This is a genomic window from Pseudomonas sp. NFPP12 (assembly GCF_900103205.1).
Lineage (GTDB): Bacteria > Pseudomonadota > Gammaproteobacteria > Pseudomonadales > Pseudomonadaceae > Aquipseudomonas > Aquipseudomonas protegens.
The window spans coordinates 455,789-480,265 of sequence record NZ_FMWW01000001.1 but is presented as its reverse complement, the minus strand read 5'-3'; the positions used below and the strand labels follow the sequence as shown (position 1 = coordinate 480,265).

Annotated in this window: 27 protein-coding genes and 2 pseudogenes; 5 read left to right on the top strand and 24 right to left on the bottom strand. The window is 56.5% G+C overall.

Going from position 1 to position 24,477, the window contains the following annotated elements; genetic code table 11:
• Positions 1-52 precede the first annotated feature (52 nt).
• Complete coding sequence (locus BLS75_RS02110) at positions 53-445, top strand: VOC family protein (protein WP_072450135.1); 393 nt, start codon at positions 53-55, stop codon at positions 443-445.
• Between the two features lie 20 nt (positions 446-465).
• Here BLS75_RS02110 and BLS75_RS02105 read toward each other — a convergent pair whose 3' ends face one another.
• Both BLS75_RS02105 and BLS75_RS32315 read right to left on the bottom strand, forming a co-directional pair.
• Positions 466-786 (bottom strand): YbjQ family protein, encoded by a 321-nt coding sequence (locus tag BLS75_RS02105; RefSeq protein WP_011061700.1) that lies wholly within the window; start codon positions 784-786, stop codon positions 466-468.
• Positions 787-909: 123 nt separating this feature from the next.
• Positions 910-1,068 carry a hypothetical protein gene (locus BLS75_RS32315; RefSeq protein ID WP_011061701.1) on the bottom strand — a complete coding sequence of 53 codons (159 nt, stop codon included), beginning with the start codon at positions 1,066-1,068 and terminating at the stop codon, positions 910-912.
• A 179-nt stretch (positions 1,069-1,247) separates the two neighbouring features.
• Between BLS75_RS32315 and BLS75_RS02100 the strand changes: the two are divergent.
• Positions 1,248-1,519, top strand: a pseudogene (locus tag BLS75_RS02100) (hypothetical protein).
• Between the two features lie 193 nt (positions 1,520-1,712).
• Here the strand turns inward: BLS75_RS02100 and BLS75_RS02095 are convergent.
• A complete protein-coding gene (locus BLS75_RS02095) occupies positions 1,713-2,099 on the bottom strand; it encodes an MliC family protein (protein WP_072450134.1) in 387 nt (128 codons plus the stop codon).
• A gap of 269 nt (positions 2,100-2,368) precedes the next feature.
• Here BLS75_RS02095 and BLS75_RS02090 point away from each other — a divergent pair.
• Positions 2,369-2,885: pseudogene (locus BLS75_RS02090) on the top strand (polysaccharide lyase family 7 protein).
• A 60-nt stretch (positions 2,886-2,945) separates the two neighbouring features.
• Here BLS75_RS02090 and BLS75_RS02085 read toward each other — a convergent pair.
• On the bottom strand, positions 2,946-3,545 hold the full coding sequence (locus BLS75_RS02085) for a GNAT family N-acetyltransferase (RefSeq protein ID WP_072450133.1): 600 nt from the start codon (positions 3,543-3,545) through the stop codon (positions 2,946-2,948).
• Between the two features lie 217 nt (positions 3,546-3,762).
• On the opposite strand from BLS75_RS02085, the gene BLS75_RS02080 reads away from it, so the two are divergent.
• Positions 3,763-4,710 (top strand): hypothetical protein, encoded by a 948-nt coding sequence (locus BLS75_RS02080; protein ID WP_072450132.1) that lies wholly within the window; start codon positions 3,763-3,765, stop codon positions 4,708-4,710.
• Positions 4,711-4,781: 71 nt separating this feature from the next.
• Here BLS75_RS02080 and BLS75_RS02075 read toward each other — a convergent pair whose 3' ends face one another.
• From BLS75_RS02075 to BLS75_RS02000, 20 genes are all read right to left on the bottom strand, one after another.
• Complete coding sequence (locus BLS75_RS02075) at positions 4,782-5,165, bottom strand: c-type cytochrome (protein ID WP_072450131.1); 384 nt, start codon at positions 5,163-5,165, stop codon at positions 4,782-4,784.
• A 479-nt stretch (positions 5,166-5,644) separates the two neighbouring features.
• Positions 5,645-5,992 (bottom strand): hypothetical protein, encoded by a 348-nt coding sequence (locus BLS75_RS31945; RefSeq protein ID WP_143031413.1) that lies wholly within the window; start codon positions 5,990-5,992, stop codon positions 5,645-5,647.
• Positions 5,993-6,121: 129 nt separating this feature from the next.
• Positions 6,122-6,763, bottom strand: coding sequence for a hypothetical protein (locus BLS75_RS02070; RefSeq protein ID WP_041752304.1), 642 nt, complete (start codon positions 6,761-6,763; stop codon positions 6,122-6,124).
• A gap of 488 nt (positions 6,764-7,251) precedes the next feature.
• On the bottom strand, positions 7,252-7,572 hold the full coding sequence (locus tag BLS75_RS02065) for a hypothetical protein (RefSeq protein WP_041774282.1): 321 nt from the start codon (positions 7,570-7,572) through the stop codon (positions 7,252-7,254).
• Positions 7,573-7,837: 265 nt separating this feature from the next.
• On the bottom strand, positions 7,838-8,470 hold the full coding sequence (locus BLS75_RS02060; protein WP_072450130.1) for a hypothetical protein: 633 nt from the start codon (positions 8,468-8,470) through the stop codon (positions 7,838-7,840).
• A gap of 927 nt (positions 8,471-9,397) precedes the next feature.
• Entirely contained in the window at positions 9,398-10,678 is a 1,281-nt protein-coding gene (locus BLS75_RS02055; RefSeq protein ID WP_143031412.1) for a hypothetical protein, read from the bottom strand.
• Between the two features lie 238 nt (positions 10,679-10,916).
• On the bottom strand, positions 10,917-12,305 hold the full coding sequence (locus BLS75_RS31935) for a hyaluronate lyase N-terminal domain-containing protein (RefSeq protein WP_143031411.1): 1,389 nt from the start codon (positions 12,303-12,305) through the stop codon (positions 10,917-10,919).
• Entirely contained in the window at positions 12,305-12,865 is a 561-nt protein-coding gene (locus BLS75_RS02050; protein ID WP_092214857.1) for a phage tailspike protein, read from the bottom strand. Before BLS75_RS02050 ends, BLS75_RS31935 begins: the two co-directional genes overlap by 1 nt.
• Before the next feature lie 65 nt (positions 12,866-12,930).
• Positions 12,931-15,051, bottom strand: coding sequence for a hypothetical protein (locus tag BLS75_RS02045; protein ID WP_092214854.1), 2,121 nt, complete (start codon positions 15,049-15,051; stop codon positions 12,931-12,933).
• Positions 15,048-16,199, bottom strand: coding sequence for a hypothetical protein (locus BLS75_RS02040; RefSeq protein ID WP_092214851.1), 1,152 nt, complete (start codon positions 16,197-16,199; stop codon positions 15,048-15,050). Before BLS75_RS02040 ends, BLS75_RS02045 begins: the two co-directional genes overlap by 4 nt.
• Positions 16,200-16,202: 3 nt before the next feature.
• Positions 16,203-16,874, bottom strand: coding sequence for a hypothetical protein (locus tag BLS75_RS31930; protein ID WP_143031410.1), 672 nt, complete (start codon positions 16,872-16,874; stop codon positions 16,203-16,205).
• A complete protein-coding gene (locus BLS75_RS02035) occupies positions 16,864-17,652 on the bottom strand; it encodes a tail fiber domain-containing protein (protein WP_092214848.1) in 789 nt (262 codons plus the stop codon). Before BLS75_RS02035 ends, BLS75_RS31930 begins: the two co-directional genes overlap by 11 nt.
• Positions 17,649-17,999, bottom strand: coding sequence for a hypothetical protein (locus BLS75_RS02030; RefSeq protein WP_092214846.1), 351 nt, complete (start codon positions 17,997-17,999; stop codon positions 17,649-17,651). Before BLS75_RS02030 ends, BLS75_RS02035 begins: the two co-directional genes overlap by 4 nt.
• Positions 17,984-18,226: a hypothetical protein gene (locus BLS75_RS31925; RefSeq protein ID WP_143031409.1), complete on the bottom strand. Its 243-nt coding sequence runs from the start codon at positions 18,224-18,226 to the stop codon at positions 17,984-17,986. The genes BLS75_RS02030 and BLS75_RS31925 overlap by 16 nt, the downstream gene beginning before the upstream one ends.
• On the bottom strand, positions 18,219-19,631 hold the full coding sequence (locus BLS75_RS02025) for a packaged DNA stabilization protein (protein ID WP_092214843.1): 1,413 nt from the start codon (positions 19,629-19,631) through the stop codon (positions 18,219-18,221). Before BLS75_RS02025 ends, BLS75_RS31925 begins: the two co-directional genes overlap by 8 nt.
• Positions 19,632-19,634: 3 nt before the next feature.
• Complete coding sequence (locus BLS75_RS02020) at positions 19,635-20,384, bottom strand: hypothetical protein (protein ID WP_092214840.1); 750 nt, start codon at positions 20,382-20,384, stop codon at positions 19,635-19,637.
• On the bottom strand, positions 20,381-21,139 hold the full coding sequence (locus tag BLS75_RS02015) for a packaged DNA stabilization gp4 family protein (protein WP_092214837.1): 759 nt from the start codon (positions 21,137-21,139) through the stop codon (positions 20,381-20,383). Before BLS75_RS02015 ends, BLS75_RS02020 begins: the two co-directional genes overlap by 4 nt.
• A complete protein-coding gene (locus BLS75_RS02010; protein ID WP_092214836.1) occupies positions 21,139-21,639 on the bottom strand; it encodes a hypothetical protein in 501 nt (166 codons plus the stop codon). The genes BLS75_RS02015 and BLS75_RS02010 overlap by 1 nt, the downstream gene beginning before the upstream one ends.
• Positions 21,640-21,690: 51 nt before the next feature.
• Positions 21,691-22,971: a P22 phage major capsid protein family protein gene (locus tag BLS75_RS02005; protein ID WP_092214833.1), complete on the bottom strand. Its 1,281-nt coding sequence runs from the start codon at positions 22,969-22,971 to the stop codon at positions 21,691-21,693.
• 12 nt (positions 22,972-22,983) lie between these two features.
• A complete protein-coding gene (locus BLS75_RS02000) occupies positions 22,984-24,000 on the bottom strand; it encodes a hypothetical protein (RefSeq protein ID WP_092214830.1) in 1,017 nt (338 codons plus the stop codon).
• Between the two features lie 209 nt (positions 24,001-24,209).
• On the opposite strand from BLS75_RS02000, the gene BLS75_RS31920 reads away from it, so the two are divergent.
• Positions 24,210-24,440, top strand: coding sequence for a hypothetical protein (locus tag BLS75_RS31920; protein WP_143031408.1), 231 nt, complete (start codon positions 24,210-24,212; stop codon positions 24,438-24,440).
• Positions 24,441-24,477 lie beyond the last annotated feature (37 nt).

The following is a 24,477-nucleotide window of genomic DNA, read 5'->3' as shown; positions in this document are numbered from 1 at the left end:
AGGCCCGTGCTAGATTCGCCGCCTCACAATCCATGGACAGGAGCGTCACGCCATGCAGTTCGGATACACCATCATCTACGTACCCGAAGTCGAAGGTTCCTTGCGCTTTTTCGAGCAGGCCTTTGGTTTCAAGCGGCGGTTTCTCCACGAATCCGGTACCTATGGCGAGCTGGAAACCGGCAGCACTACCCTGGCCTTCGCCGACCATGACCTGGCAGAAATGAATTTCCCGGCCGACCATGTGGCGGCTCACTCCTCGCCCAAGCCCCTGGGCATGGAACTGGGGCTGGTCACCGCAGACGTGCAGGCGGCCCATGCCCGGGCCCTGGAGCACGGTGCCCGGGAACTGGCGCCCCCCACAAGCAAGCCCTGGGGGCAGACGGTGTCCTATGTGCGCTGCCCGGACGGCACTTTAGTGGAGCTGTGCACCCCGGCCGCGCCCTGAACGCCCGGAGGAGTTGAACGCTACTTGAGCCTGACGGCGGTGCCGGTGGCGAAGACCACTACCATGCCACCGCGCCCTGCCGGCATGCTGATCTCGAAATCCACGCCGACCACCGCATCGGCGTTGCACTGCCGGGCGCGCTCCTTGATTTCATTCGTGGCCTGTATCCGCGCTTCCTTCAGGGCGCGCTCCAGGGTCTGGGAGCGGCCGCCGAAAAAGTCGCGCATGCCGGCGAACAGGTCACGGACCACGTTGATGCCGTGGACCGATTCGGCGCTGACGATGTCCAGGTAGCTGGCAATTTCCCGGCCTTCGATATGGGCGGTGGTGGTGACAATCATGTGTTTCTCCCTTGAACGGACCACTCGCCCCGGCGCTTCGGGGCGGCAAAACCGGGGATGGTAACAGAGCCCGCCCAAGGCTTTGCCACAAACGACAGCCCCGCTCTGGAGCGGGGCTGTGGGTCACGGTTTCAAGGGACGTTCTTCATCCAGTTCCGACAAGCTTTTGCCATCATCCGGATGCTTCCAGGTCTGCGGAGGCGGCTCCTTGTGTTCAACCTCGTAGGGTGCCGTCTCATCGCTGCGTTCCTGCTCGTAAGGGCGTTGCTGTTGCGTTGCCATGCCCACCTCTCTTCCTGAAGGGATTTTTCACTCGCCTTAGCAGGTTAGAACAGATCTGCCGCTGGCTCGGGGTTTGCCGACAAAACAACGAACGTCGCCTGTGCCCTGCGGTCGTAAAAATATGGAGACGCATCGAACACGCGACGCGTGCTCCGTACTCACTCCGAAGGAGAAACGCGATGGTTACTCACTTCAAGGTCGCCGGGCATCTGGCCTGCGGTCATCACGGCACCCAACTGGCCTCCACCGGCGAACTGAACCGGGTCAAATGCCGCAGTTGCCGAAACACCGAGGTCTACAAGGAGGCCCGACGCAACCAGCGCAATGCCGCTCGTCGGGCTGCACGCAAGGCCAAGGCCAGCCATGGCGGCCAACTCTGGCGTAACGCCTGACCGCCCTGCCGGGCCTGCAGCGTCTGCCACGGGGCTTTCACGGCCAGCCCTTCGTCTGAAACCGAAGCACGCCAGCGTGCCGGCCGAGTACGGGACTGGGCAAGGCCGGCCCCCTGAGGCGCAAGATGAAACTTCTTTCACCCAGCGGCGAAAAAGCGCTGTGTATAGTCGCCTCGCTCATTCAAGCAACTACGTTCGCCCGCACTCCCCGCGGGCTTTTTTTTGCCCGCGGGAAAGTGCGTTGGCGGTTTTTCAGTCCTGCTCGAGTTCCTTGCAGTCCTTGAGCAGGGTTTGCTCCGTGGCGGTGTGGTCCGCCTCCAGGAACGAGAGCACCCCCATCTTGCCCTTGGTGTGCCAGCGGAAGCTGTTCTGCTCGTCGTCCGCCACATACAGGGCGCCGGAAGCGGAACGCGCGATGTGCATGGGGATCAACTGGTCCTTGTAATACAGCGTGGCAAACGAGGAGCCGTTGTCGATGTTCAGGTAGGCGGCGTCGATGCGCACCTGCCCTTCACACTGGTAGCGCGCTACCTGGCTCTGGTAGGCCGGCTCGGCGGTAGTGGTCTGGGCAGCCTGTGCCAACAGCGCCTGGCTTGAAGCCAGAACTGCGGCGCAGAGCATTGCAAGACGAATTTTCATGGTGTTCCCCCAGTCGTTCAAAGATGCCCAATGGGACTGGCAGGGGCGTTTTTAGTTCAGGCTGATCAAGCCCCTCGGACCACGGTGCGGCAAAGCTCGAGATAGAACTGCGGGTCGGTGAGGAACGGGGTCGACAGTCACATCGGCACCGCGGTCTAGCGGCTCCGGGGGCGCTCCGGGAAACAGCTCCCGCTGATGCCGCGACCCCGCAGCCGCGAGCATCGCCCTGGACGCTGGCCCACCGACCGCCCCGACAAGGAAACCTCCACATGCCGGTAGACATCAGCACACTCGACATCGCCACCCCACTGCCCACCTCGGCCAGCAACCCGCTGGCACTGGAGCTCAACGGCAACCTCGCCCTGGCCCAATGCCCGAGCGTGATCTCGCGCCTGGCAGATGGCTCGATACAACTGTGCGCGCCGACCCGGGGGGCGGCGAGCAAAAGCACCCATCGAACCCGCTGCGAGTGGAAGGAATCCCGCTACTGGGCCCTGAGCAGCGCCGCCGATCATTGGAACCGCCAGCAGATGACCCTGACCAAGGTCAACTCGGCGCAGAAAGTGGTGGTTGCGCAAATACATGTACGCTGGGCTGATTACCATCGGCGCCAGTTGCAATGGCCAGCAAGCCAGCTCTCCCCTGCACGCCCTGGACTCGACCTGGAATGGCCAGGTATTCGACTTTCATGGCGGGATCTACAACCAGGTCGATTTCACCCCCAGCACTCCGGCGGAGGATGGCTCGGCCTGCATCATCAGCCAGCTGTCGCTCAGCCACGCCTAGCACCTGGCTGGGGGGGTTGCCTTGCGGTAGTCACGCCGTCCGGGTGCTCCTGGCACCTTGTCAGGAAGGTACCTGCTCCTCGCTGCGATCACGGGGCATCAGGGCCAGGTAGTCGGCCAGCGCATCCCCGGCCAGGGGCTTGATCATGATCCGCACCTGGTGCTGCAAGCGCCCCAGCTCGATCCCGTCACGGGTACGCACCTGGGCATAACCGCAGGCATTCCAGAAACCCTGTGCCCGGGCATTGTCCTGGACCACGCTCAAGCGCAGCCAGCGTGCGCCCTCGCCCACCGCCCAGGCCTCAAGCTCAGCGTGCAACTGCCGGGCAAGGGAGCTGCCGTGACAGGGGGTAGCCAGCATGAACAGGCCTATGTGCCAGACCCCTTGTGCCAACAGGTCGGTGACAATGCTGACGAACGCCAGCAGGCGCCCTTCACTGTCGAAGTAACCGATTTTCCACTTGCGGGTGTAGGACCAGCCCGCTGGCAGTGCATCATCGATCTCGTCGCGCGCCTCGTCCGGCTGCGGCGCTGCACCGTGGACGATATGGAAATACTCCGGGTTCTCGACAAAGAAACGCTGCAACAGCGCTGCGTCATCCAGGGTGATTTCCCTGGACGCGAGCCCGGTTGCTGATGACGGCAGTAGCCTTGATTGCATGCTGTGGAGCCCCTCGAAGACGCTAGGCCGGCAGGTCGGCGACGGATCCTAGCGTCCGGCCAGGCCCTGACGACAGAGTTTATTTGTTGGAAAAATGTGTACCGCCCAGCGCTCGCTTCACAGCGGGCCGCCCTCGCCGCTTTGTTATGATCGGCCCTCACCACGCCCAGCGTTTATCCAGCAGGCCCGCGCCTGCGTTACCCGCGGAATCCAGCCCATGTCCAATCCCTTGTCTTCCCCTGGCTACCAGCGGCTGCTGGCCCTGCAGCAACGCATCCATGAGTTCACTCGGGAGCAGGCCGCCGAGCACGACGACACTGGCGAAGACCCGGCCCGCCCATTGTGGGCCAGCGACTACAACTACCTGGCCCTGGCGCCGATGCGTGACGGCCTGCATCTGGAGTACTACGGCGAGCTATGGGACGAGCCCTTTGCCTGGACCCTGGAATGCCTGGCAGAGCAGAGCGTGGCGGACATCCTCAGCTCGCTGCTGTTTTCCGGTGCCGATGAAGGCGCGAACGGTACCCGCGAGTGGGAGTTCAGCCCCTTGCTGGACAGTGCGGTGCAATTTCCCCGCCTCAGGTCATTGGCGATTCGCCCCACCGAACCTCAGGACCATAACGCTTCGTTGATCCAGAAGGCCGGCACCATCATGGAAGAAGCCGGTGAAATCGCCCGCTGGGTAGCAAAGACCCCGTACCTCAGCGAACTGACCCTGCCCAATGCCCCCAACGCGGACTTCTTCCAGGTCGACCTGCCACACCTTGCACAACTGCGTATCGGCGCCCATTTCGACACCCAGGGTTTTATCGACAACCTCGCAGGCTCCAGCAACCTGCCGCGGTTGAGCAGCCTGGATTTCAGTGAGTCCAGCGCACTTCAGCAAAGCTGGGCAAAAGACCGCGAGGAGCACGCCATCACGTCTTTTGCCAGCTATGAAAGATTGTTTGCCAGCCACGCGTGCGATCCATTGCGGGCGCTGCGCTTGCGCAATACCTGCCTGAGCCTGGAACAACTCGAAGCCCTGCAGCGCCAGCGACCCAAACTGCCGATCATGGTGATCCAGGCCACCACTGGCGGTTACGTGAAGAATTTCGCCCGACAGGTATTTCCCTGGCAGCACCTGGTGCGGCCCGACCCGGGCAGCGATGAGCCTCAAGGCTGAAGCGAAGATTGATTGGCCACCGTCTCGGAGCAAGTGGCTCTTGGAACGCTATGCCAACGCATATGAAGAACTCATCGAGTCTTTGAAATCACGTCACTCATGTATTGATTCAAATCGCGAAAATCCTTAACGCTCCAAGCATGCGGGGGCACCTTCACACCGTTCTCCCGCAAAGTTCTGGGAATCAAGTCTCCATTGGGACGCAGTATTACCGACGACACAATCACACCCGGATACTCTTTGAGTCGTTTTTTGAAAGCAGGGGTCGTCAGATCAGGTGTAGGAGGATGGCTCTTATTGGCCAACGGCCCAGTTCCCTTGATATCGGCGCCGTGACACATGGCACATCGTTGCACATAGAGACTCTTGCCATTGGTGTTGTCCGCAAAGGAAAGCGTTGCTTGAATCAGCGAGAGCCCCCCCAGCGAAGCGATGAGCAATGCTTTTATGTTCATTTTTGCATCTGGCCTTGTTGTAGAAATCAGATCCCGGAGGCGGCGCAGCAACGCTCTGGGTCACATCTGAACCGAGAGTGTTGGTCAGCAACAGGCGTGTGTTTGCCAGAGGTGAACTTCAGCTCAAACGCAGTTCCGCATTCCATGCCGCCTCAAAAACCAGAAAGTAACTTATTGATTTTATTTTGTTATTTCTAGTTACAAACATTGAAAGCTGGCCATTCTCCTTTGCCCCGTCCTTGCTTGCAAGGCTCACTTTCAGCCTGTTCACGCTGCATCTGCACTTGGCCGCAACGCCTTGCTCCATCGCACCCGCCCCGCCTCTACGGGCGGGGCTGGGTGAGCGCCAGGCCCTTCGCCTCCCAAGGCTCAACTTAAAAGTGGCCCACCAGTAACCCCGCTTAAAGCAAGGAGCGTGGCGGGGAGAGGAAACGAAAAAGCCCTGCACAATCGCAGGGCTCGCTTTCACGGCATCAGGATCAATCAAGCAAATCCCAGGTCAGAGCGACGGCCGCAGCCGGGACGTTTGCAGCGACCCACAGGCCTTGTCCCGCAGAGACAAAGAGTGGGTTAGGCATCAACAGCTCAGAGCCGGAACCCGCAGCTGTATTGCCGTTCCCCGCAAAGATGATGGGCTTGGATTCATCACCGATACCGGTCGGTGCCGAGGTGCCCGAGTAGAGCCCCAACGCGCCATTGGAGGGGCTAATCAAACCAGTCTGAATAACCAGTCCATGAGTGTTTTCTGCGGGGTCTACAATTTTCACAACACGCGCCGGATTCATGGTTACGTTGCGAAAAAATTTGCCGACTTTAACTACTGACATAGTTTCACCTATTGAGCTTAATGATTTGTGCGGAGGCTTCCGCTTTCATGTCGCTCAAAGGCGATAAGTTCGACGCTCTTGGCTTTCAATAAGCAGGCCACTAAAGCCCGATACAACCAAGCGTAACCTTTACTTGGTAATCAACATGTCGATGGTGCTGGTGTCGCAGACGTAGTTGGCCTTCTTGTCGAGGACCAAGTAAATGGCAGAGGATTGGGTGACAGGCACTTTGCTGACCGAGAAGACCGCGCCGCTGCCTCTGACCAAGCTACCCGACTGAAGAACCGTGTCGCCCTGATTCAAAGACCAAGCCACGCCATCACCGCAACTGTCATGAACGCTGTTAACTCGCCCGAGAATGTTGATCTCACCGACCACCGGACTGGTCCAGCGAATAACCGTCTGGCTATTCTGGCCTGGGTGAAAGGCCACGTTGCCAGCCGCAATGGTAAAGCTGCCGTTTGCCGTGTAGGTGTAAGGTTTCATGTGAACCGAAACATGCGCCCCAGAAACTTGGTCCATCCAGCAGGTAGCTGGGAGGTTGTTACACGAATCGGCTTTGAAGTATGGCAATAGGATGTAATTTTCAGCCTTGTTCACGCCGGAGAAGTTCTGCATAAACGACCAGGGTGAACCTGGTGGCGCGCTCTCCTTCGCCAGGATTACATCCCTTGCCAAATTCCAGGACATGGCTGTGTCAGCAAAGGCGCTCATGCTGGCACCAAAACACGCCAAGAGACCGAGCAGGGAAACACTGATAGTTTTTTTCATTTGGATTGACCTATTGAGTCGAATGATTTGTCGCGGAAGACTCCGCTCTCATGTCGCTCAAAGGCGATGGCTCCAGGCTCGAGGCCTTCACACGGATGCATGCAAATCAGCATCAAGCTGATATTCACCTCCTATGCACCCGCGGAGTGGGGAAATTCTCTCAACAAAAAACTGTATATACAACCAGTATTATCTACCCAGTGCTCTATCTCTCCTGCCCGGAAGGGTCCAGACCCGTACCGGGAAGAACGGCCTCCCCCATCGCACACGCGGCCTTGGGGCAATCGATGCATGGCTTATAGCGTCCCGCAGGCGAATACATCCGTTAAGTACTACTGGGGGCTTCTCGGAGGTAGTCCTCCATACGCTTAAACCGCTCCGCCAACCTTGATCTCGGCACCTTCGAGCGGGCATTCCCCAACAGCAGACCGCACCAGCCCTGGCCATAAGGGCTGGAGGGGTAATGGAACCGTAAATGCGCTGTAGGATTACTGCAGGAGGTTAGGCTGGGTGGGAATCAGGTCCTGAATTTGAGCACAAGAGTAGGTGTTGGAGTAGTCATGGAAACGTGGCTTTATTTCGGCGCCATAGGTCACGCACTGGAACGCCGACGACCCTTTTTGCAAGATCAGAAAGTGCACCAGGCCGACTCGTGCTGGCGCCTGGTAGGCCGCCTTGACTTCATAGCCGCTACGCAGCAACTCGCTCACCGGAGTGGTGTCGTCCGCCAGGGAGAATGGGCTAGCGCCTACGAGGCCCAGCAGGGAGATGCTCAGGGAGATTTTTGCAATACGCTTGGTGATTGGCATGAATCCGTCATCCATGAATGGAAAATGCCAAGTTACCTAAATTCAGCAACCCCGTCACGATCCCTGCCCGACCGAATTGCAGAGTTTGGCGACCTGTGGAGCAGTTTGAACAGTCCAGCCCCGGATGCGATCAGCACCCTATGAAACATGCCAATTGGCGCTCGTCCCGGCCGGTGCAGGCCGTTCGAGAATCCGTTTGAAACACCCCGGCCAGTCGAGCGCAGAGCCGCCTCACCTCGATAGTGGCTGGAGAGACGTGCTTCGTTCATTTATCCAGATTCAATAGTTCCTGCATCCGGTCCCCTATCATTCCCCGCAACCACGCAGCATGAAACTCCATCTCCTCCAGAGAAGTGCCCTCGGCCAATCGATATACGAGCTCCTTGCCCCTCGGCCCCTGGCACACGACACTAAAATGGCCATCGCGGTCATAACTGGCGAGCACGTAAGGGCAGATACAAATGATGTCGCTAAATGGCACTTGCACTTCGGCGGGCTTGCGAGCGCGACGGGTGACCGTGAGAGTAAGCAGTTGCTGGTTTTCGTCGAACGTGAAGGCCAGCACTCTAGATGCAGAAAAAATCCACGCGAAGACCAGCCCCATGAGCACAACAGACCCACACAGGAGCAGGATGAACGACCACGTTGTGAGGCTAGACCCATCGCCGCTCGGTTCACCTGGCATCGCTTCGAACCCGAGTAGGAGCAGTAGCGTCAGCACCAAGCCCGGCAACAACCCAAGCACCACAAAGCAGAAACCCAAAATGGCCGCCCCCGTGCTTCCAATGGTCAGCAAGTCCGGGCCGCGATGCCAAACAGGTGGGTGAACGGCAGGGCTTTCAGCGCTTGACGCAACTAGAGGCGTTGCGATGCGGTGAGGTGGACTTTGACTATCCATCTAGCAGGTTCCAGAGATGTAGCGTAGACGGTACCACTACTGCCAGATAGTTCGGCCTAGAGTTACCAGGCTTTTTTCACCACCTCTACTTGCGAACTTCCCCCAAAGAACCACCGGCAAATACCTGGCGATCAGGGCGCCAACAAATAGACGCACATAGCGGATTCATCGATGCTGAAGGGGCGCAAGCCCTTCTCTGCCGCAAGAGCATGCCAAGTATCCGAGCGCTGAGTTGATTTACCCGCCTACTCGACAACTAGTGACAGTGTGATCTATCAATCAAGATCAAGTTGCCGCCATGCTATCCGGCACACGCTCTTGCTCGCCTGATCAAGTAGTAGGCGATCCCCAAGGCAATGATTGCGGGCCCCACGTTATCGAGCTTTGTAGCACCATCGGCCAAATGTCGCCCGGCCTGCACGAGCATGAGGACAGCACCGACATACAGGATCGCCACCTTAAAACGCTTCCAGCTCATTTAGCCCTCCCGCTTTGGAGATGACCGAACAGTGCACGCGCAATCGTAAGGGCAAGAAGGTCTCACCCACAAAGTGAATTGCGGAGCAGTATTTGAAGTTGCGAATTGATTCAGAGTAAGGCTCACTCACAAAACCGTGCAAGCCCTTGAAATAGATGGTGCCCGAAGCCGGAGTCTAATTCAGGCAAAAAACACCAGCCTTTTCTGGGCCAACCTCCAAATTGCGCTTTCCGATGTACTACCTGCTGTACTATTTTTTCGGCGCTGGCTCAAATCCTGACCTGAGCTGAAGCTGATAATATCCCTTCCTCCGGCGTCCTGCCGAACGATCAAAAAATCAAAACAACTGTATATGCATACATGCAAGTGGTGATAACATTTTCAAGCCTCCCACAGAAGAGCAGTTCTGCGGTAGGTGCCGGGCGCCCATAGAGGCGCCCGGTTCTTTTCTACTGCAAAACCTCCTGGCCGAGGCGGTAGGCAAAAGCAGGCGTGCCGGTATTGTTCACGGTCCGAATGCGAGCATAGTAGCCGGCAGGAACGTAGCCACGCACATTTGCAGGCCCTTTCTGAACGCCTTGGAGAGCGATTGCAAGGGTATAGGTTTGACTGCATGGCGCTACGTCAACGCTCTGCACGTTCGCGGTAAACCCGCTATCACTGGCTATGTCTAGGAACACATCACCATCCTGGCCCCCACCGATTGAAGCAGTCACAGTGCACTGCACGGCATACTGAACAACTGCATCACGGGTCGAGCTCACCTGAAACACGGTGTTCAGCGCTCGTGTTGCAGCAGACTGGCTGCGAACAGTGCCGGCGGTAACGCGACCTTGAGCATCGGTTGTCACGCCTGAGTAACTACCAGCAGTTCCTGTGTTTGGCATGCTGATCGTCCCGCTGGTAGTGATCGTCCCTCCGCTGAGCCCAGAGCCTGCAGAGACACTCGTCACGGTTCCGGTGCCCGGAGCATAGTTCGGTACGTTCAGAACACCTGTCGCGCTGTTGTAGGTGGCTGCTCCAGAAGTCCCTGTCGTAGTCAGAGAAATTGCCGATCGAGCACCAGACTGAGTGATGAACGAGGATGGGTTGGAGGCGCTATAGGGGGTGAACCCAAGAGCCCCAATAACCTGGCCGCTGGTGATCCCAGTCAAAAAGCTTGACGGGTTACCAGTCAATGGATACGCATCTGTGATGCCATATCCAGCTAAAGTGGTAGGTTTGTTCAGGATCTCCCCCACACCACTTGCCGCGGCCCAGTCGCTGTTGATCTGAGCAGCTGGGATTGATGGCGCCCCTGACAGATCTGCATAACTCCCCGATGTAGCAACAGCCGACAGAGACGGCTTGTTGAGAATCTGTTCAACTCCAGACGTTGCATCCCAGTCCGAGTTAACCTGGGCTGATGGCACTGGCTTGTTGAGCAGGTCGTTGTAGTCGCCACTGGTAGCGACCGCGGCAAAGATCGGCTTGTCTACAACGTTTACCCAGTTTGGGCCGCACTGCAATTCACCTGTTAGCGTCGACATGGAAGATCCAAGCTTCCACATTATGGGCTCATTGGTATAGGGATTTATGCCGAGAAGGCTTGTAACTCCAAGCTCTGGAAGAGGCATAGTTCTGGTTAGGGTAGCAGTGTTTGCTATATTTCTCTGCGAGATAAACATATCAAATGCTGCGCCGAAAACAACAGAGGGCAACAACGCCAATATCAAAAGTATTTTTTTCATGCCAGCTGCTCCTATTAGAAAACAAGCATAGGAGCAGCTATGCACTTAAAGGATAGAACTAAATATTATTCTAGGCCAGTTTTTACCTGGTCATAATCTTCTATTTCTCTGAACCCAGGCGGGATCGGAGTTCCTTCGTCGAGGATGATAGTTTGTTCATCAGAGTTCCTATAGACCCTCTGATTGATTTCAGTTCTGATGCCAGATGAAAGGTCATACTCGTATCTATAAAGCATAACTACACCTCGTAGAGAATGTTCATTGAGCCAGCATCGAAAGTGTCTGTGCCGATAACTGTGGTGAGTCGGATTCTATCCAATACTCCAGACAGGGTTTTGGTACCGGAAGATATGGAGCCAACGAGGGTAGGAGCCCCAACGCATCCAGACTCAACCCAGGTGTTACCAGAAATATTCACGAGCGTTACCAATCCGCTGTAAAGTCCAGCTGCCGTCTGGTTTACGCCGATCAGCCAGCCGGCAGTCGAGTTTGCACCGAGCGCTGTGCCCGAAGCTGAAACGCCTGAATACCCAGCGGTATCAACTGAGCCAGCACCAATCTGGAGCAGGTAGAAAGATGAGCTGTTTGTGCTTACACCTGAAAGGGATATGGTTATGCGTTTTACGCCTGCTGGAATGCTGGTGAAATCAGTTGAGGTGCCGATAGTACTCTGCGACGATCCTGAAGTTATCTTGGTAGTGCTTGCGCCAACGATAGTCTGGCCACCTTGCCCCTGGACTTGAGAGGGCGTCGTCGTCCAAACACCAGCAGAAGGCTGTGTTGAGTCAAAGAACCCAACAACGCGGAATGGAACGCCGGTACGTGCGGTTGTCGAGTAAACAACGCTGGCTGATGTTGCAGAGCCGCTGATAGCTACGGTGTTGATCAGAGTGGTCTCATCCAGATTCAAGCCACCCGCCAAGTTCGTAATCGCCAGCTCAGCCCCGCTTGGGCCATTAATCGCCAGGATAACAATCCGACTTGATACGCCGCTTTGAGTGCCAAGAGTTGCGCCACTTGGTGCGGTTACGCTGATTGTCGACGTAACATTTCGGGTGGTCGGTGTACCGTTACCCAACGAGGATGAGCGAAAGTCGATTGTGCAAGGGCTGAGGCTTGCAGTTACAGCATTACCTGATACCGATGCACCGACGGTTCTGATCTGAGGAGGTGGCCCAATGGCCTTTCTTTGAATCTCAAGCCAGCCATTTGCAGCATCGTAAATCAGGTAGACCCGGCCATTGATATCACCTGCAAGCGGGTCAACACCTCCTGGGTACTTGAGACTTTTTACCCCAAGACCTTGGAAGTTGGCCGTAGAAGGCCCAGTGTTTGGGTGGACGGAGACAAAGCCAAACTGCACGCCATCAAAGTATGCAGTGGGGACATTCGTTGTGGTCTTAGGGATGAGGATGTACGCATCTGCAGCAGAGCTCACATCCTCGTTGTAGTAAAAGGTCCCGTTGCTAACCTGAACTTGAGTCGCCTGAGGGTAACCGCCGGCCGTAACCCCATCTTGAACAACAAGAGTATTCTTGTCCGTGTCTACGACGACCTCACCCTGCGCGCCAGTGAACAACAGGCATTCTGCAGTAGTGCCTCTACGAAGCTGGTATTGAGTGCTCATTATGTCAGACCTCCTAAGTCCACAGTTCCGCTTCCAGCCGCAAGATCGAAGCGCTCAGCGGGAATATTTTCGATATTGAACGGAGATACTGAAATATCCCCAAAGTCAGCCGCGGCGGGGTGCAGCGCGTAATAGTCTGTCCCAGTCGTATTCGGATCAAACAAATTGCTGTTAATGAATCGGTTTGTAAGGTTGATACTCAGAGGAACAAATTGTGTACGCACAATTGTGGTAGGGCGAATGCCACCGATAATCGACGGCGCGTAATAGACCTGAGCGCCCAAATGATCCAGAACTTTTATGCTGTACTCGCCGCTCACCTGAAGCTGAACAGATGATCCGTTTAAGTCGGGTACTCCACCTGCCCCTGTTCGGATTGGCTGGGCAATTGGAACAGATGAACCATTCTCCTGGAAGGCTCGAACCTGAAGCCTATTAGAGACGACTTGGGGGTCAGTGTCGGGCTTTCCGATATAGATAAACCCATTGTAAACGGGCCTACCCCTTGTCGGGTCCGGGTAATAGTCGTACGGTAGCCTTACTTCGTTTTCATCTGCCATTGCGGCTCACCATTCTGATTTGGTTTGAGGTGATTTCATGTCCCTAATGACCGGCGTCCTTGTATTCATTGCGTTTGTTCTTCTCCAGGTTCTTGAGCGCGCGCAGATTGAACGCCGGCGTTTAGATCGCGAGCGAGCCGCAGAGCGAGATCGCGACTTGCAGTAGAGCGAGGAGCGTTCCCAATGCGTATCAGGGCATTTCGTACTGCTGCGCTTTCATAGGCTCTCGCAGCGCCACCTATGGCTCCGGCTGTAGCGAGAGTTCCACCAAAGCTTCCAATTGCTGAACCAGCCGCTGCGGCCATAACAGGAACAGTTCCTTCCTGGCCAGTGCTGGTTATGCCGATCTGGCCAGCTCGACGAGTTGCGTTCAAAACCTGCTCAAGACCACGCAACTGAGCAAGTTCATCCCCTCTGAAAACAATTCCTGACTGGGTTTGAAGACGCCGCATATTGTTGGCAAATCGATCGGGAGAAATGTTCTCTACGCCGCCAGAGTCACGAATTGCTTTTTGAATAAGCGTGGCCCTTGCAGCTTGGCGCCCATTGGTATCCAGGCTTCTATAGAGGTTTCGAACCTCGCTCGCCTTTTTGCTGAACAGTAAGTGCTCTGCAACCTCTGGGGTAAGGTCTCCCTTATCCAGCACATTCTTCAGTCGAGTGTTTTGAAGAAGGTCGGCTTCCCTGGCATAGACTGCGTTAGCCTGCTGAAGGCGCCCATAATCACGAGGGGAAAGATTCGAACGCGCAACATCTTGCATGTCTTGAGTAAGCGATGACTGAACCCTAGTCAGAAGGGCCCGCGCCCGGCTTGGGAGTTGGCTACGCATCGGACTATCAAAGCCGTTCACGATTTCGCGCAGGGCTGTACGGTTTTCGCGCAGAGTTCCATACGTCTGAGGCGCCTCACCTAAGGTTCGAGCAAATCCCTGCAGCTCAGCGAGCGCTTCTGGACTCTGCACAACGCCAGGGCGAGAAAGCTCTTGAACCGCGTCCTCGATTGATTGCTGCGTACGTGGATAGGGAACCTCGCCAACGCGCGTAAGCTGCTGTTCATACTGCTGCAACCGGTCACCAGCCGCCCGACGCACCTGATCTGTACGAGCCCGCAAGCTGTCAATGATCTGATTTGGAGCTGGAGTCGGATACCGCTCGCCAAGTTGCTGGATGGCAGCGGCTCTGGCCTCTTGCTGCTGGGCCCGTAAAGCGCCTGTTCCGGCATAAGGAATACGTTCCCCTGTACGTTGAGCAAGTTGCCCAATAGGGGTGCGTGGCGGTGCTATATCGCTGGTCATCAGCGGAATGTTGTTGGCGTTTGCAGCCTGTACGATTGGCGCCGCGCCACCTGCCTCTCCACGAAGTGCAGCGACTCCGCGCCGAGCCACATCTACACCTGCGCCAATGGTGCCAGTGACAGCAGGCACAGCGGCCCCTGTAGCGCCTGCCAATGCCACATCCTCAGGGTTAAATTCGCCACCAGCAGCAGCTTGACCGCCCTCAATGGCAGCCTGGGTGAGAGCTGATCCAGCGCCAAGCGCCACAGCCTGGCGCGCAATCCCACCACCAGCCATGGCAGCACCACGGCCAGCAGGAGTGAATGCAGCCCCAAGGCCCAGAGCCTGCAGCGCATCCATCCCAGTGAACCCCGGCTTATTAATGACCGCCCTGGCGCCAGTCGCATTGTTGGCAGCGATCAGGTTTCCCTTCTCGTCCTGCTGGATGCCGATCTGAGGCGATAGTGACTTGAGGGTCTGCGCGATCTCCTCAGGATTGGTCATGGTGGCCATGGCAGCAGCTACAGCGGCGCCTTTTCCGGATGGAATATCCAGGCCATTGAGCAGCCCGGAGTTCTGAAGCTCTGGAAGTTCCTGCGTGGCCCTCGTTTGCCGGTCGCTCCCAGTGAGCATGGTGCCAAGCTTATCAAGCAAGCCTGGCTCCTCAGGCTGAGCAGGCGCGCCGGTTGGGTACTGGTCCATAGCAGCCATCGCCCGGGCGGCGCGTGGGTCTTCCTGCTCAGCAGGTGGAAGCATTTGTGCGCGAGGTTCCTCAGCGGCCTGAGTCGATGCTCTCTGGCTATAGAGCTTCTTGGCCTGAGAAATCACTTCTTCCTGGCTAGCGCCTGCTGGACCTTCCAGAGTGATGATCTGGCCGTCTGGCGCTTCAACTTTGTAAGTTTGAGTGCTCATTGGTTAACGATCCTCCAGCCGCCAGAACTTGCTGGTGCCGGGCTGGAGACGGCCGCAGGCATCTTGTATTTGGACATGCGCTCCTTCGCCTTCTCCATTCCTTCCCTCATTGTTTGCAGGTTGGACCGGAGTGCCTTTTCAGACATGTTCTTCTTGATGGCTCCTGCCGCGGCTGTGAGCTTCGCGCCTTCTGCTTCTGTCAGCGCGCCGAGGCCCTTCATTTGGGCTACGTTGGAAAGGAAGGTTTTGGCGTTGAACGATTCAAGTTCTGCTTCAAAGTCTGCGGCGTTACCACCAGGACGAGTCGGGATAATTGAGCTGAAGCCAACTGCATTAGAGAAGCCAGGGTGATTGAGAAGCTTGTCGGCTGCTTCAATGCTTGCGTCGATGTTCGCCACGGCGCTGTCAGCGCTCTTTCTGAGCTCTGTTCTGTTCTGATCAAGCTTTCCTTGCTTCTCTTCGATCTTCAGGCCCAGCTCCTGGCGCTTCAGGTCGTTCATTGACGCTGCTTGCTGGGCAGTAAGCATCGCGATCTGGCGTGAAAGCGCTCTATCAGCCGATCCCATTTGAGCAATCGTCATTTGCTGATCAAGCTTGCGATCTTCCCGTGCCTCTTTGCGTGCATCGCGTGCCGCCTGGGCTTCGGCCTTGGCCTTGTTAGCGATAACGCTGTAGCCATTGGGGTCACCTGCGGCCCAGTCAAGCTCAATACCCTGCATGGCGCCGTTAGGATCTTGCAGGTACTGCTGGTAAGCCTGAGCGGTATGGGTTGGATCGCGCCCCTGGTCCTGCAGAGACTGGATTCGCTGCTTGAAAATGCTTTCGCGCTGATCGGGCGATGCCAGAAGCAAATCGCGGGCGAACCCTGCCGCCTCTTTCACCTTGCGCTCATCATTCAAGCCCACAACCTGGTGCAGGTTCTGAGCGATCTCCGGGTACTGTAGAGAGACTTTGGCCATCATGTCCGGGTCGCCGCTCTCATAGGCTTGCTGGGCAGCTGCAGATGCTTCTGCCTGGCGCTGCTTCTGCTCTTCTTCGGCCCGCATCTGCATGCGGCCCTGGCGGACGTTGGCCAACGTAGCGCTAAGCCCCGAAAGGCCGGAGCTGTAGTCGTTGCCCGGGGGAACGTAAAACGGATTATTGGCCATGGTTTATTCCCAAAGTCCTGTCCAGCTGCCGATGTCACGAGCAGCCAAGCCACCGGTGAGCTCGCTCTTGAAAAGGCCGCCCAGCGAAGTGAGTGATTTTCGGTTGCCGTGCTGCCACTGGTAGCTTTCGTTGCCAAGTCCGGCGCCGACGATGGCGCCGATTGGACCGCCTACAGATGCACCGCCAGCCGCACCTTGACCTGCTGCCGCTGCCGATCCTGCAAAGCTCCCACGGTCACGACCTTCAACTCCCTGGGGCGTTTGCATGCCTTGGAAGATGCCGTAAGCGTCCTTTGCCATATTGAGGCCCCCCATTACCGAGCCGAACGTACTCCCAGCGCCTGAACTAGCCGCCGCACCTGCTTCGGTGCCACCTGCCACTGCCGATCCGGCACCAGTTCCGCTCCCTGCATAGGTCGACGCCCCAAGTTCGCCTGATTGCAGCGATTGCCCCAGGCCATATCCAGTCCCACCAATAGATGAGCCAGCAGCTCCTGCGCCTTTGATGCTGTTGTAGGTAGCCCCAAGTCCTTTCATGGCTTTCGCCAGCTGCATCGCATTCGGATTTGATGCGGTACCGCCAGCACTGGGCTGGACACGCGCCTGAAATGGCTGGTATTGATCCCGCTGCCGCTGTTGGTTCTGAGCAGTCAATGGTGTGTATTCAAATGCCATGAGGGTCTACTCCAATCACTTTGTAGTCGACGCATTTGAAGCCGTTTCGCTCTGTGATGGCATGTGGATGCGTCTTCTCAACTTCTTGGGCAAGTACGCCAGCAGATCGACCAATGAGCCCAAGATCGGCGGCGGCTCCATTCCAGATCCACTTGTAGACGTTGTGTCCGTTTCGCTCACCGACCAGCACGATTTCGTCTTTTAGGCGCGCATCAGAGAAGGTTTGGTATGAGTTGTATCCCTCCAAGGCCAGGGCACCGGCTCCCATAGCGTTGTTGACATTGGCCTGCTGCGCTGCCGCACTGGACTGCGCGCCACCGATGATCCCCTGGGCCATGGTCTGGCCTACGCCGGACATCGCGCTGGCAATGTTGTTGGCATTCGACGGAAGCTGAGCCATACCCTGCAGCCCAGAGAGCTGGTTGGCATAAGCGGACATCAGAGCGTTCTGGTTGACCGCCGCCAGGTTCTCGTTGGTTGTGCCTGAGCGGAGGCCACCGGTGGCGGAGGCGTTGCGCAGAACGCCCTCCTCGCCTCGCTTGATCGCCGTCTGGTAGAAAGGACTCGCTTCGGCGCGCTGAATGATCGACATTCCGTCGCCGCCATAAGCACCGTTTGAATCAAACCCGTATTCAGCACCCAAACCTTGCAATGCCCCTTCCCGATAGGCCTGGGGCAGGCGCTCGGTCTGCTTCAGATAATCCAAAGCCTCACGCTGAGATTGGGCCTGAACTTCGGCTGCTTTCTTGCTCTCTCCGCCACTGCTTCCGCCGCTCATTTTCGAAACCTCGCATAAACCTTCAGATACTCATGACTTACCACATGCTCAAAGCCACATTTCTCCATGACCTTGGCAACGCTGCGCAGCTCAATGCTTCCCATCACTACCTGGCACCAAGGCATTAGCCCGAACACCAGTTCTACAAGTTCGTTTGTTGCATCCCTCAAGCGTCTAAGCGCCGTAGGCTTGGCGGAAAAGTGGCAGAAAACCGCATTTTCCCGGCGAGTCATTGAGACGTAGATCTCACCTTCCAGCCATTTCCAGATCTGGTGGTCCGGCTCCCACCAGAGATCACCAACCTCTTCACACAAGAACGCTTGCCGGAACATCACACCAAAACCCATCCGGAACGAGCGCCAATCACTGGATTGACGTACATCTTCACCGCGGTCGTATCCAGGTACTGACGAGTACGGTTTGCTGGTATGTTCAGGGTGTTTGGATCGCCGGCTCCAGTCAGCATGTAGTCAGCACCGCGTGAGATGTAGTCACTCACCATGGCCTCGGGCCATCCCGTGAAATTCATCACGTCAGATGCCGACAGCTCTAAAGACAGATCGCCGTTAGCCAACTTCGAGATACCCCCTACCAAATGCCATCTTGGCGCGTGAGGCGCCGCGTAGCTTGAATCCAACCCAGTTCCGCACGTACCCCATACGGTTCACGATGTAGCGCTGGTTGTAGTCACCAGGACGCCCATACAGCGCTGTTACCTCATGCCCGTAGGTCACGCCGTCATAGGTCAACGAAACAAACAGAGTGGCGTCATCTGATGGCGAATGGCCGGGCATGATGTCGATGTTCAGGCTGTCTACAGAAAGACCCTCGAGGTACATGAAGGGTGTGTACAAGACCCATTCGCCCATCTCGCCGTACTGATCGACAGAAAGCGGGTCAAGCACGCCCAGGCGAAGATCGATCTTGTCGCCGAACACCCACTTTCCTAGCCGTGGATCGAACACGCCGTTGATACCGCGCCATGGCAGCGATCCGGTACCGCGTTTCAGGATTGACCAGGCATTGTCGATGCCGGATGAGTTGGCCACCGTCTCGTTGAAGAGCAGTGTTTCGTTAGGAAGATGGATGTAGATAAATGCCATCCCATCAACCTCTGCAGCCTCCATCGACATATCGGCGAGTTGGGGCTCTGTGTACTGGCTCAAAATTCGATCAATTGCTCGGGTAGAGATCTGCTGCGTTGATCCAACGCCGAGGACATGAACACCCAGATCCGACTCTTTCCGGCTGCCTACGAAGTACCAGGACTGCTTGAGTTCGCACTTGGCATGTGTGGCCACGATCCCAACCTTCAGCGCCCGCCCCTGAATTCGGCTGAACGCAAAGTTAGGAGATGCGACGTTGGAGAAAAACTCGGTGGAGTAACGTCCGAATACGATCACCTTGTCATCGGCAGTCTTGCCAACTCCAAGGGTCGGGTCTGGCGAGAATTCAGCCGTAGCGAAGGCCAGTGGATCGAACAGTTCCTCGTTGGCGATGGTCGTGTGATAGAGGTATTCACCGTCAGTGAGGAAGTAGTACCCATCCACCCATGTGCCATCGATTGGCGTCTTGATGTCAGGATCAAGTACCTGACGGAACCCATTCACTGGGTCATATAGCCAAAAAGCCCCACCCCCAATCACAGCCTGGGTGTTGAACGAATAGGGCATTGAAACTTGCTCTGTACCCGGTATGTTTCCGAAGCGCTGGTTCGAACCGTCTTCTTCAACTACCAGAAACTGTGTGTAGGAGACACGAAAGTGCATCTGGAGGCGTTCATTCCAGACACCGCCACGGTCAGGTCCAGATCCGGTCCCATACTCGGTAAGCCCAGAGTGCTGCAGCATGTAGCCCGCAGCGCCCATAATCGGCTTAGGGACCGCATACATGTTCTCCGGGATGGCGTCGAGATAGTCCGTCTGGACGCTTATCTTGTCGCCTTTGATCAGAGTGATTGGGATCTTCTGGACTGGCATCGGTTACACCACTGTCGCAAGCTGTGAAACCGTCACGGCGGCAGATGGTGAAACGGCCCACCCGGCAGTTGCTGGTGCTACCGAATAGAGCCCACCAGACCCAGCAATTCCGCTTGAGTCTTGAACAATGAATGCTGTGATTACATCGTTTTCCAGCAGATCAAACGAAACAGGGAAACGCAGCGGAACGATTGTTGCCGCGTTGTCCAGCCGCGCTAATGAAGTGTTGCCAATCTGGGTACCGTTCTTTAGCAGGCGCAGAAACAGGTTAACAACGCCAGTGCCTCCGACTCGTCCCGCTTGAGCAGCGAAAGTGAACTGATACTTGCCAGAAACTTTGCACGTCATAGCGCCGGCCGCGCTCAGGTCGAACTGTGGAGTAGTTTGAAGTGCACCAAAGCTCACCTGGAGTGGAGTTCCAAGAGCCCCTGGTACTTGGTTTACAAGAGATGAGGAGATCAGAATGTCGCTCTGCACAACAACTGTTGGCGCACTGAACAGCCCAGCCAAAGTGCCAGTAGCAGCATTCATCTGGCCGAGCAGGTAACCATCCGAGCAATAGCACTCGATGTTGGCACCGTTCCACCCGAAGCCGTTTGTGTCCGGGCCATCAGATACAGCGAATCGACATGCCGCAAAATAGCCGGCGGCTTTCACCTGAGCCATCGTGTCGGTTGTGCGATATACGTAGTTATTGAAGATCCCGCGCGACTGAACCGACGACTGATCAATCTTTTCCTGAACAAATGTCATTGCCCCGCTCCTTGGTTTCCTACGCGAACATAGGGAGTCACTTGGAAGTTGCGAATGCGGATCTCAACGCGGCCTTCAGTCGTCTCAATCCTGATCTTCACCTGCTGCCAGATAGAAGGAGTGAGATCGGCTGGAGCAGAAAGGCGGTAGTCGATATCTGCCACATTGAGCACGCTTGACACCACAACAAGACCGTTGTCACAGGTCACCGCGAAGGCGCTGATGGCCTCATCAGTGCGCAGGTAAGCCTCAAAGGACTCCGTGAAGTCGTTCGTCTCGCCCTGCATGATTTCGAGAGTGTCGGGCTTGTTCGGTGGCAGCTCGTTGAACTGCGCGTAGAACCGCTGCCACCGCTCATAACGCCTGTTACCGCTGCCGATGGGTTGACGGCTCGGGTACTGGACGTTCCGAATTCGGTTGCGCGCACAGACCCCAGATGCCAGCGACAGCGACTGAGACGCCTGGTTAAACAGAGTCATCGGTGGCTCTTTGTTGAAGTCGGAAATCAACCGCACAGCGAGGTTGCAGGTGACCATGTTCCAGAACTCCTGGGGAACACCCAGGTCGCTATTCGGATCTGGCTGCTGCTCGAAGTTGTAGCCAACCTCAATGCCTCGAGAAGCCAGTTCCGACATCATGCTTTCAAGCTCGCCCAGGGCCAGCTCAAGGTCCGACGGATTCGGGTCGACAGTCAGCCCGGATATGCGCAGCTTTGAGTAAGCTGCGGCTATCCGGTCGGCCTTGAGCGGAGTCATCAGGCCTCCAGGGCGCGCTTCAGAGTGGTAATGCGCTTGGTATCCCAGCCTTCAATGCCTGCTTCACGCGCTGCGATACGAACTGGGTCCAGATTGGAGGAATCGCCCTCCTCTTCCTCCTCCTCTTCGTGCTCATCTACCTTGAGGCTGGCGAGCTCATCGGATAAGCGAGAAGCTTCCTGTTTGAGCTGATCAATCTCTCCATGCAGCGCATCGATGGTGCCCTGAAGCACCTTGACTTCTTCATCGCGCTCATAGACAAGGCCGTTCAGACGTTCGATTTCATCGAGAAACAGATGATCTTGATCGTCATCTTGATCGTCATCGCCTGCGCCGACCTCTTCCTCAACAACTGGCTCAGGAGGTTCGTAGCCTGGCGGCGTTTGTGACCAGCCAGCTGCAAGGAGTCCATGCAGATGCTCGATTTCGCAAGTGGTTGATTCGCACTCGATGCCATGTTCAATGGTACCGGTGCCTTCACGGTAAAGGATGCAAGCCATAGTCAAAGTCTCCAGGCTCGGGGCCACTCGGGCCCCAGCCATTGAAGGTGATTAGAAGGTCACGGCAACGCCGCAGCGCGACGGATCTTTGATGGTCACACCCCACCAGGTGAATAGGCGGTAGCGGAACTGAAGGTTGACCATGTTGGCGTCGTAGATCATGTACATCTTCAGACCGTTTTTCATGGTCTGATTGATAACCTTCAGGCCGTCGAACGACTTGAACAGCTCCGCAGGGATGGTGCCGCCCAGGACTTCAACCGCGTCCTTGTCGTAGAAGAGGTTGGTTTTCTTGGAAGTGTCGGTATTCACCCGGTTTACAGTTGCGGTGTTCAGGATCCGGGTGTTGACGTTGGCGTATGCCGCTTCCAGAGCCGAGAGCGCCGGGTCGTCGAGTGCGACCGGTTTTGGGGAGATCACCAAGGAAGTGCCGCTTGGCTTGCCAGTAACGGTAAAGGTCATTGCAACACCGGTATCGGATTTGTCGGCCAGACCCAGCGCCTTGATGGTTACACCGCCGTTGGCGATCGTTACCTTGTCACCGATGTTGTAGGAAGCCGACGCAGTAACCGGAATGGTTGCATAGCGGTAGTCGACGTTGGTCACGGTGCCGTTGGTGGAGTTCACGGTGCCTGCAGTTGGCGCGAACGACTGGTTAGCAGTCACGGTGGTTGCCGGGTCAGCGCCGCCGATCAGGTTGGGCAGGAACGAAGCGGTGTAAACGTCGAACTCGGCGATATTTTGGCCGATCTGGCCGGTAGCCCAGGTAGTTTCAGGACGACCTTGAACGGTCTGGCGAGCAGCGAGGTCCTTCGAGTACTTCAGGTTGTCGCGGTCGTTGAACAGGAAGTAACGATCAGATTTAGCGCCTTGGCGCTCGTTCATCAGCGTTTGTGCCTCGCCAACAACGTCGTAACCGCTGGTGACGTTCGTACGGTAGAACATGGCGCCTTGGGTGCCGATAGCGGTAGCAATCGCCTTGTTCAGGTTGGTTGCCTGTTGACGGCCGGCTTCCATACCTGCTTTTTCCCAGAAACGCATGTCACGCATGTCGTCAGCGCGCTGGCTTACGAAGTCGTTGGTCGGAGTACCCAGGAAGGCCGGGTAGGTTTCTTCGATGATGCCTTGCTCTTGACCGGCCAAATCGAAGCCGGTCAGAACAGGGCGATGCTGCTGCACTGGACGCCAAATGGTGTTTCCGGAGTTCTGCATGGTCGAGCCGTCTGGCTCAAAAAAAGTGGTGGTTGGGAGGAGCATGTCTTGGGGCTCGTAGGTATCGAGTGCATTCCCGAACATGACCTCAGCAATCTTGCCTGCGGTTAAAGCTGCCATCGTCGTAATTCCTTACCAAGAGTTCACATTGATTTTTGCGGCCTTGGCTTCACTGCGGATGTTGAACGCTGCTTGAACATCACCGCGCTTGTGCGCTTCCAGGTACTTACGCTGTAAGGCCTTTCCTGCATCGGTGGTGTTCGCATCGCCCAGCACGCTCGCGGCCGGGGCCGGCGCATTGCTTGTCTTGCGTGGAGGTGAGGTCAGCTCGGCGGAAAGTCGGCCCAGATAAATCGAGGCCTGAATACCGCTTGGGTCTTGAGCAAGCTTTGAGGTCAGTTCGTTAAGGCGCTTCGGGCTCACCCCGAGGTTGTAGAGCACCTTTTCTGAACCTTCCCCCAGGCTGGCAATGAGGGCGTTCGTGATGTGCTCGCCGCTTTCGCCGCCAAACACGCCCTGAACGGCCTCACGTACTCGCCGATCCGCAGACTGATACAGCTCGGTACTGATACCGCTTGCTGCTGCCAGGACTGCTGCCCGCTCGTAGTGCTGGTCCACGCTGGAACTGATCTTCTGTTGCGCTTCAAGCTGCTTGCGCTGCTGTTCGTACTGCTGGCTGTTCGCGTGCTGCTGAGCAAGGCCTTCTTTGACTTTCCAGTCGGCCAGGGCGTCTATGTAAGCCTCGTCCGGGTCGTCCTTGTCATAGAAGTCCTCACGCTTTGGGCGCGTTGGCAACTGTTGCGGTACGGACTCGCTGCGCTGCTTTTCAAGCTGAGCGCGCAACTCTTCCAATTCCGATTGGTGCTGCTTCTCCAACTTCGCCCGGAGCTTGGCTTTCGCTGCCCCGATATCGCTGTCGGTGAATTTCTTGTCCGCACCTTGCGACTCCTGGTCGTCGCCTTTCATCCATGCTTCGGGTTCTGCCTGCTGGCCTTCTTCACCCTCGCGGCCTTCCGCAAGGTCGTCGGTGGGAGTCGTGCCTGCTGCTGCCACTTCTTCGGCTACAGGGTCGTCGGTCTGCGGAACCGGCTTAGCTGCTGCCTCTGCTGCGGCGTTTTCTGCCCGTAACTCTTCCAGGGTTTGGTCCATTTTTTACTCGCTTGGTAACGATGGCCTGGTGCTTTCCCCGCCAGTAGGGTTGCGTTTAACCTGTTACGCCTCAGTAATCGATAGAGTAACGCTATCGTCAATCATGTCAATAGAATCGATAGAAATTTACTATTGAAGTAGACAAGTGAGTTCGAATCGCGCGCTTCGGGAGCGCGTATAATTCAGGGAATTTGAAAGGAGGTGATTAGATGACTGATCCATCAAAAACAGTTCTGTATCTGCGGCGCGGCACTCGTGCGCAGATTGAAAAAATTACGCCGCATTACGACGGCGAGCTGGTTCTTTGCACAGATCAACCATTGTTATATGTCGGCTTGAATGGTGCATATGTGCCCATGCCGATTCCAGAATGCGCTAGAGAGGGGTTTAACAAGCTTTATGATGGCTCCAGCGCCACAAATCTTGATTGGCCTGCGTAGTAAAAAGCCCAGCCGGTTTAGGGCTGGGCTTGCATCT

What these genes read in the sequence shown, in the direction of transcription:
- BLS75_RS02110 (WP_072450135.1), top strand. Translation starts at nt 53, where the DNA reads ATGCAGTTCGGATACACCATCATCTACGTACCCGAAGTCGAAGGTTCC.
- BLS75_RS02105 (WP_011061700.1), bottom strand. Translation starts at nt 786, where the DNA reads ATGATTGTCACCACCACCGCCCATATCGAAGGCCGGGAAATTGCCAGC.
- BLS75_RS32315 (WP_011061701.1), bottom strand. Translation starts at nt 1,068, where the DNA reads ATGGCAACGCAACAGCAACGCCCTTACGAGCAGGAACGCAGCGATGAG.
- BLS75_RS02095 (WP_072450134.1), bottom strand. Translation starts at nt 2,099, where the DNA reads ATGAAAATTCGTCTTGCAATGCTCTGCGCCGCAGTTCTGGCTTCAAGC.
- BLS75_RS02085 (WP_072450133.1), bottom strand. Translation starts at nt 3,545, where the DNA reads ATGCAATCAAGGCTACTGCCGTCATCAGCAACCGGGCTCGCGTCCAGG.
- BLS75_RS02080 (WP_072450132.1), top strand. Translation starts at nt 3,763, where the DNA reads ATGTCCAATCCCTTGTCTTCCCCTGGCTACCAGCGGCTGCTGGCCCTG.
- BLS75_RS02075 (WP_072450131.1), bottom strand. Translation starts at nt 5,165, where the DNA reads ATGAACATAAAAGCATTGCTCATCGCTTCGCTGGGGGGGCTCTCGCTG.
- BLS75_RS31945 (WP_143031413.1), bottom strand. Translation starts at nt 5,992, where the DNA reads ATGTCAGTAGTTAAAGTCGGCAAATTTTTTCGCAACGTAACCATGAAT.
- BLS75_RS02070 (WP_041752304.1), bottom strand. Translation starts at nt 6,763, where the DNA reads ATGAAAAAAACTATCAGTGTTTCCCTGCTCGGTCTCTTGGCGTGTTTT.
- BLS75_RS02065 (WP_041774282.1), bottom strand. Translation starts at nt 7,572, where the DNA reads ATGCCAATCACCAAGCGTATTGCAAAAATCTCCCTGAGCATCTCCCTG.
- BLS75_RS02060 (WP_072450130.1), bottom strand. Translation starts at nt 8,470, where the DNA reads ATGGATAGTCAAAGTCCACCTCACCGCATCGCAACGCCTCTAGTTGCG.
- BLS75_RS02055 (WP_143031412.1), bottom strand. Translation starts at nt 10,678, where the DNA reads ATGAAAAAAATACTTTTGATATTGGCGTTGTTGCCCTCTGTTGTTTTC.
- BLS75_RS31935 (WP_143031411.1), bottom strand. Translation starts at nt 12,305, where the DNA reads ATGAGCACTCAATACCAGCTTCGTAGAGGCACTACTGCAGAATGCCTG.
- BLS75_RS02050 (WP_092214857.1), bottom strand. Translation starts at nt 12,865, where the DNA reads ATGGCAGATGAAAACGAAGTAAGGCTACCGTACGACTATTACCCGGAC.
- BLS75_RS02045 (WP_092214854.1), bottom strand. Translation starts at nt 15,051, where the DNA reads ATGAGCACTCAAACTTACAAAGTTGAAGCGCCAGACGGCCAGATCATC.
- BLS75_RS02040 (WP_092214851.1), bottom strand. Translation starts at nt 16,199, where the DNA reads ATGGCCAATAATCCGTTTTACGTTCCCCCGGGCAACGACTACAGCTCC.
- BLS75_RS31930 (WP_143031410.1), bottom strand. Translation starts at nt 16,874, where the DNA reads ATGGCATTTGAATACACACCATTGACTGCTCAGAACCAACAGCGGCAG.
- BLS75_RS02035 (WP_092214848.1), bottom strand. Translation starts at nt 17,652, where the DNA reads ATGAGCGGCGGAAGCAGTGGCGGAGAGAGCAAGAAAGCAGCCGAAGTT.
- BLS75_RS02030 (WP_092214846.1), bottom strand. Translation starts at nt 17,999, where the DNA reads ATGGGTTTTGGTGTGATGTTCCGGCAAGCGTTCTTGTGTGAAGAGGTT.
- BLS75_RS02025 (WP_092214843.1), bottom strand. Translation starts at nt 19,631, where the DNA reads ATGCCAGTCCAGAAGATCCCAATCACTCTGATCAAAGGCGACAAGATA.
- BLS75_RS02020 (WP_092214840.1), bottom strand. Translation starts at nt 20,384, where the DNA reads ATGACATTTGTTCAGGAAAAGATTGATCAGTCGTCGGTTCAGTCGCGC.
- BLS75_RS02015 (WP_092214837.1), bottom strand. Translation starts at nt 21,139, where the DNA reads ATGACTCCGCTCAAGGCCGACCGGATAGCCGCAGCTTACTCAAAGCTG.
- BLS75_RS02010 (WP_092214836.1), bottom strand. Translation starts at nt 21,639, where the DNA reads ATGGCTTGCATCCTTTACCGTGAAGGCACCGGTACCATTGAACATGGC.
- BLS75_RS02005 (WP_092214833.1), bottom strand. Translation starts at nt 22,971, where the DNA reads ATGGCAGCTTTAACCGCAGGCAAGATTGCTGAGGTCATGTTCGGGAAT.
- BLS75_RS02000 (WP_092214830.1), bottom strand. Translation starts at nt 24,000, where the DNA reads ATGGACCAAACCCTGGAAGAGTTACGGGCAGAAAACGCCGCAGCAGAG.
- BLS75_RS31920 (WP_143031408.1), top strand. Translation starts at nt 24,210, where the DNA reads ATGACTGATCCATCAAAAACAGTTCTGTATCTGCGGCGCGGCACTCGT.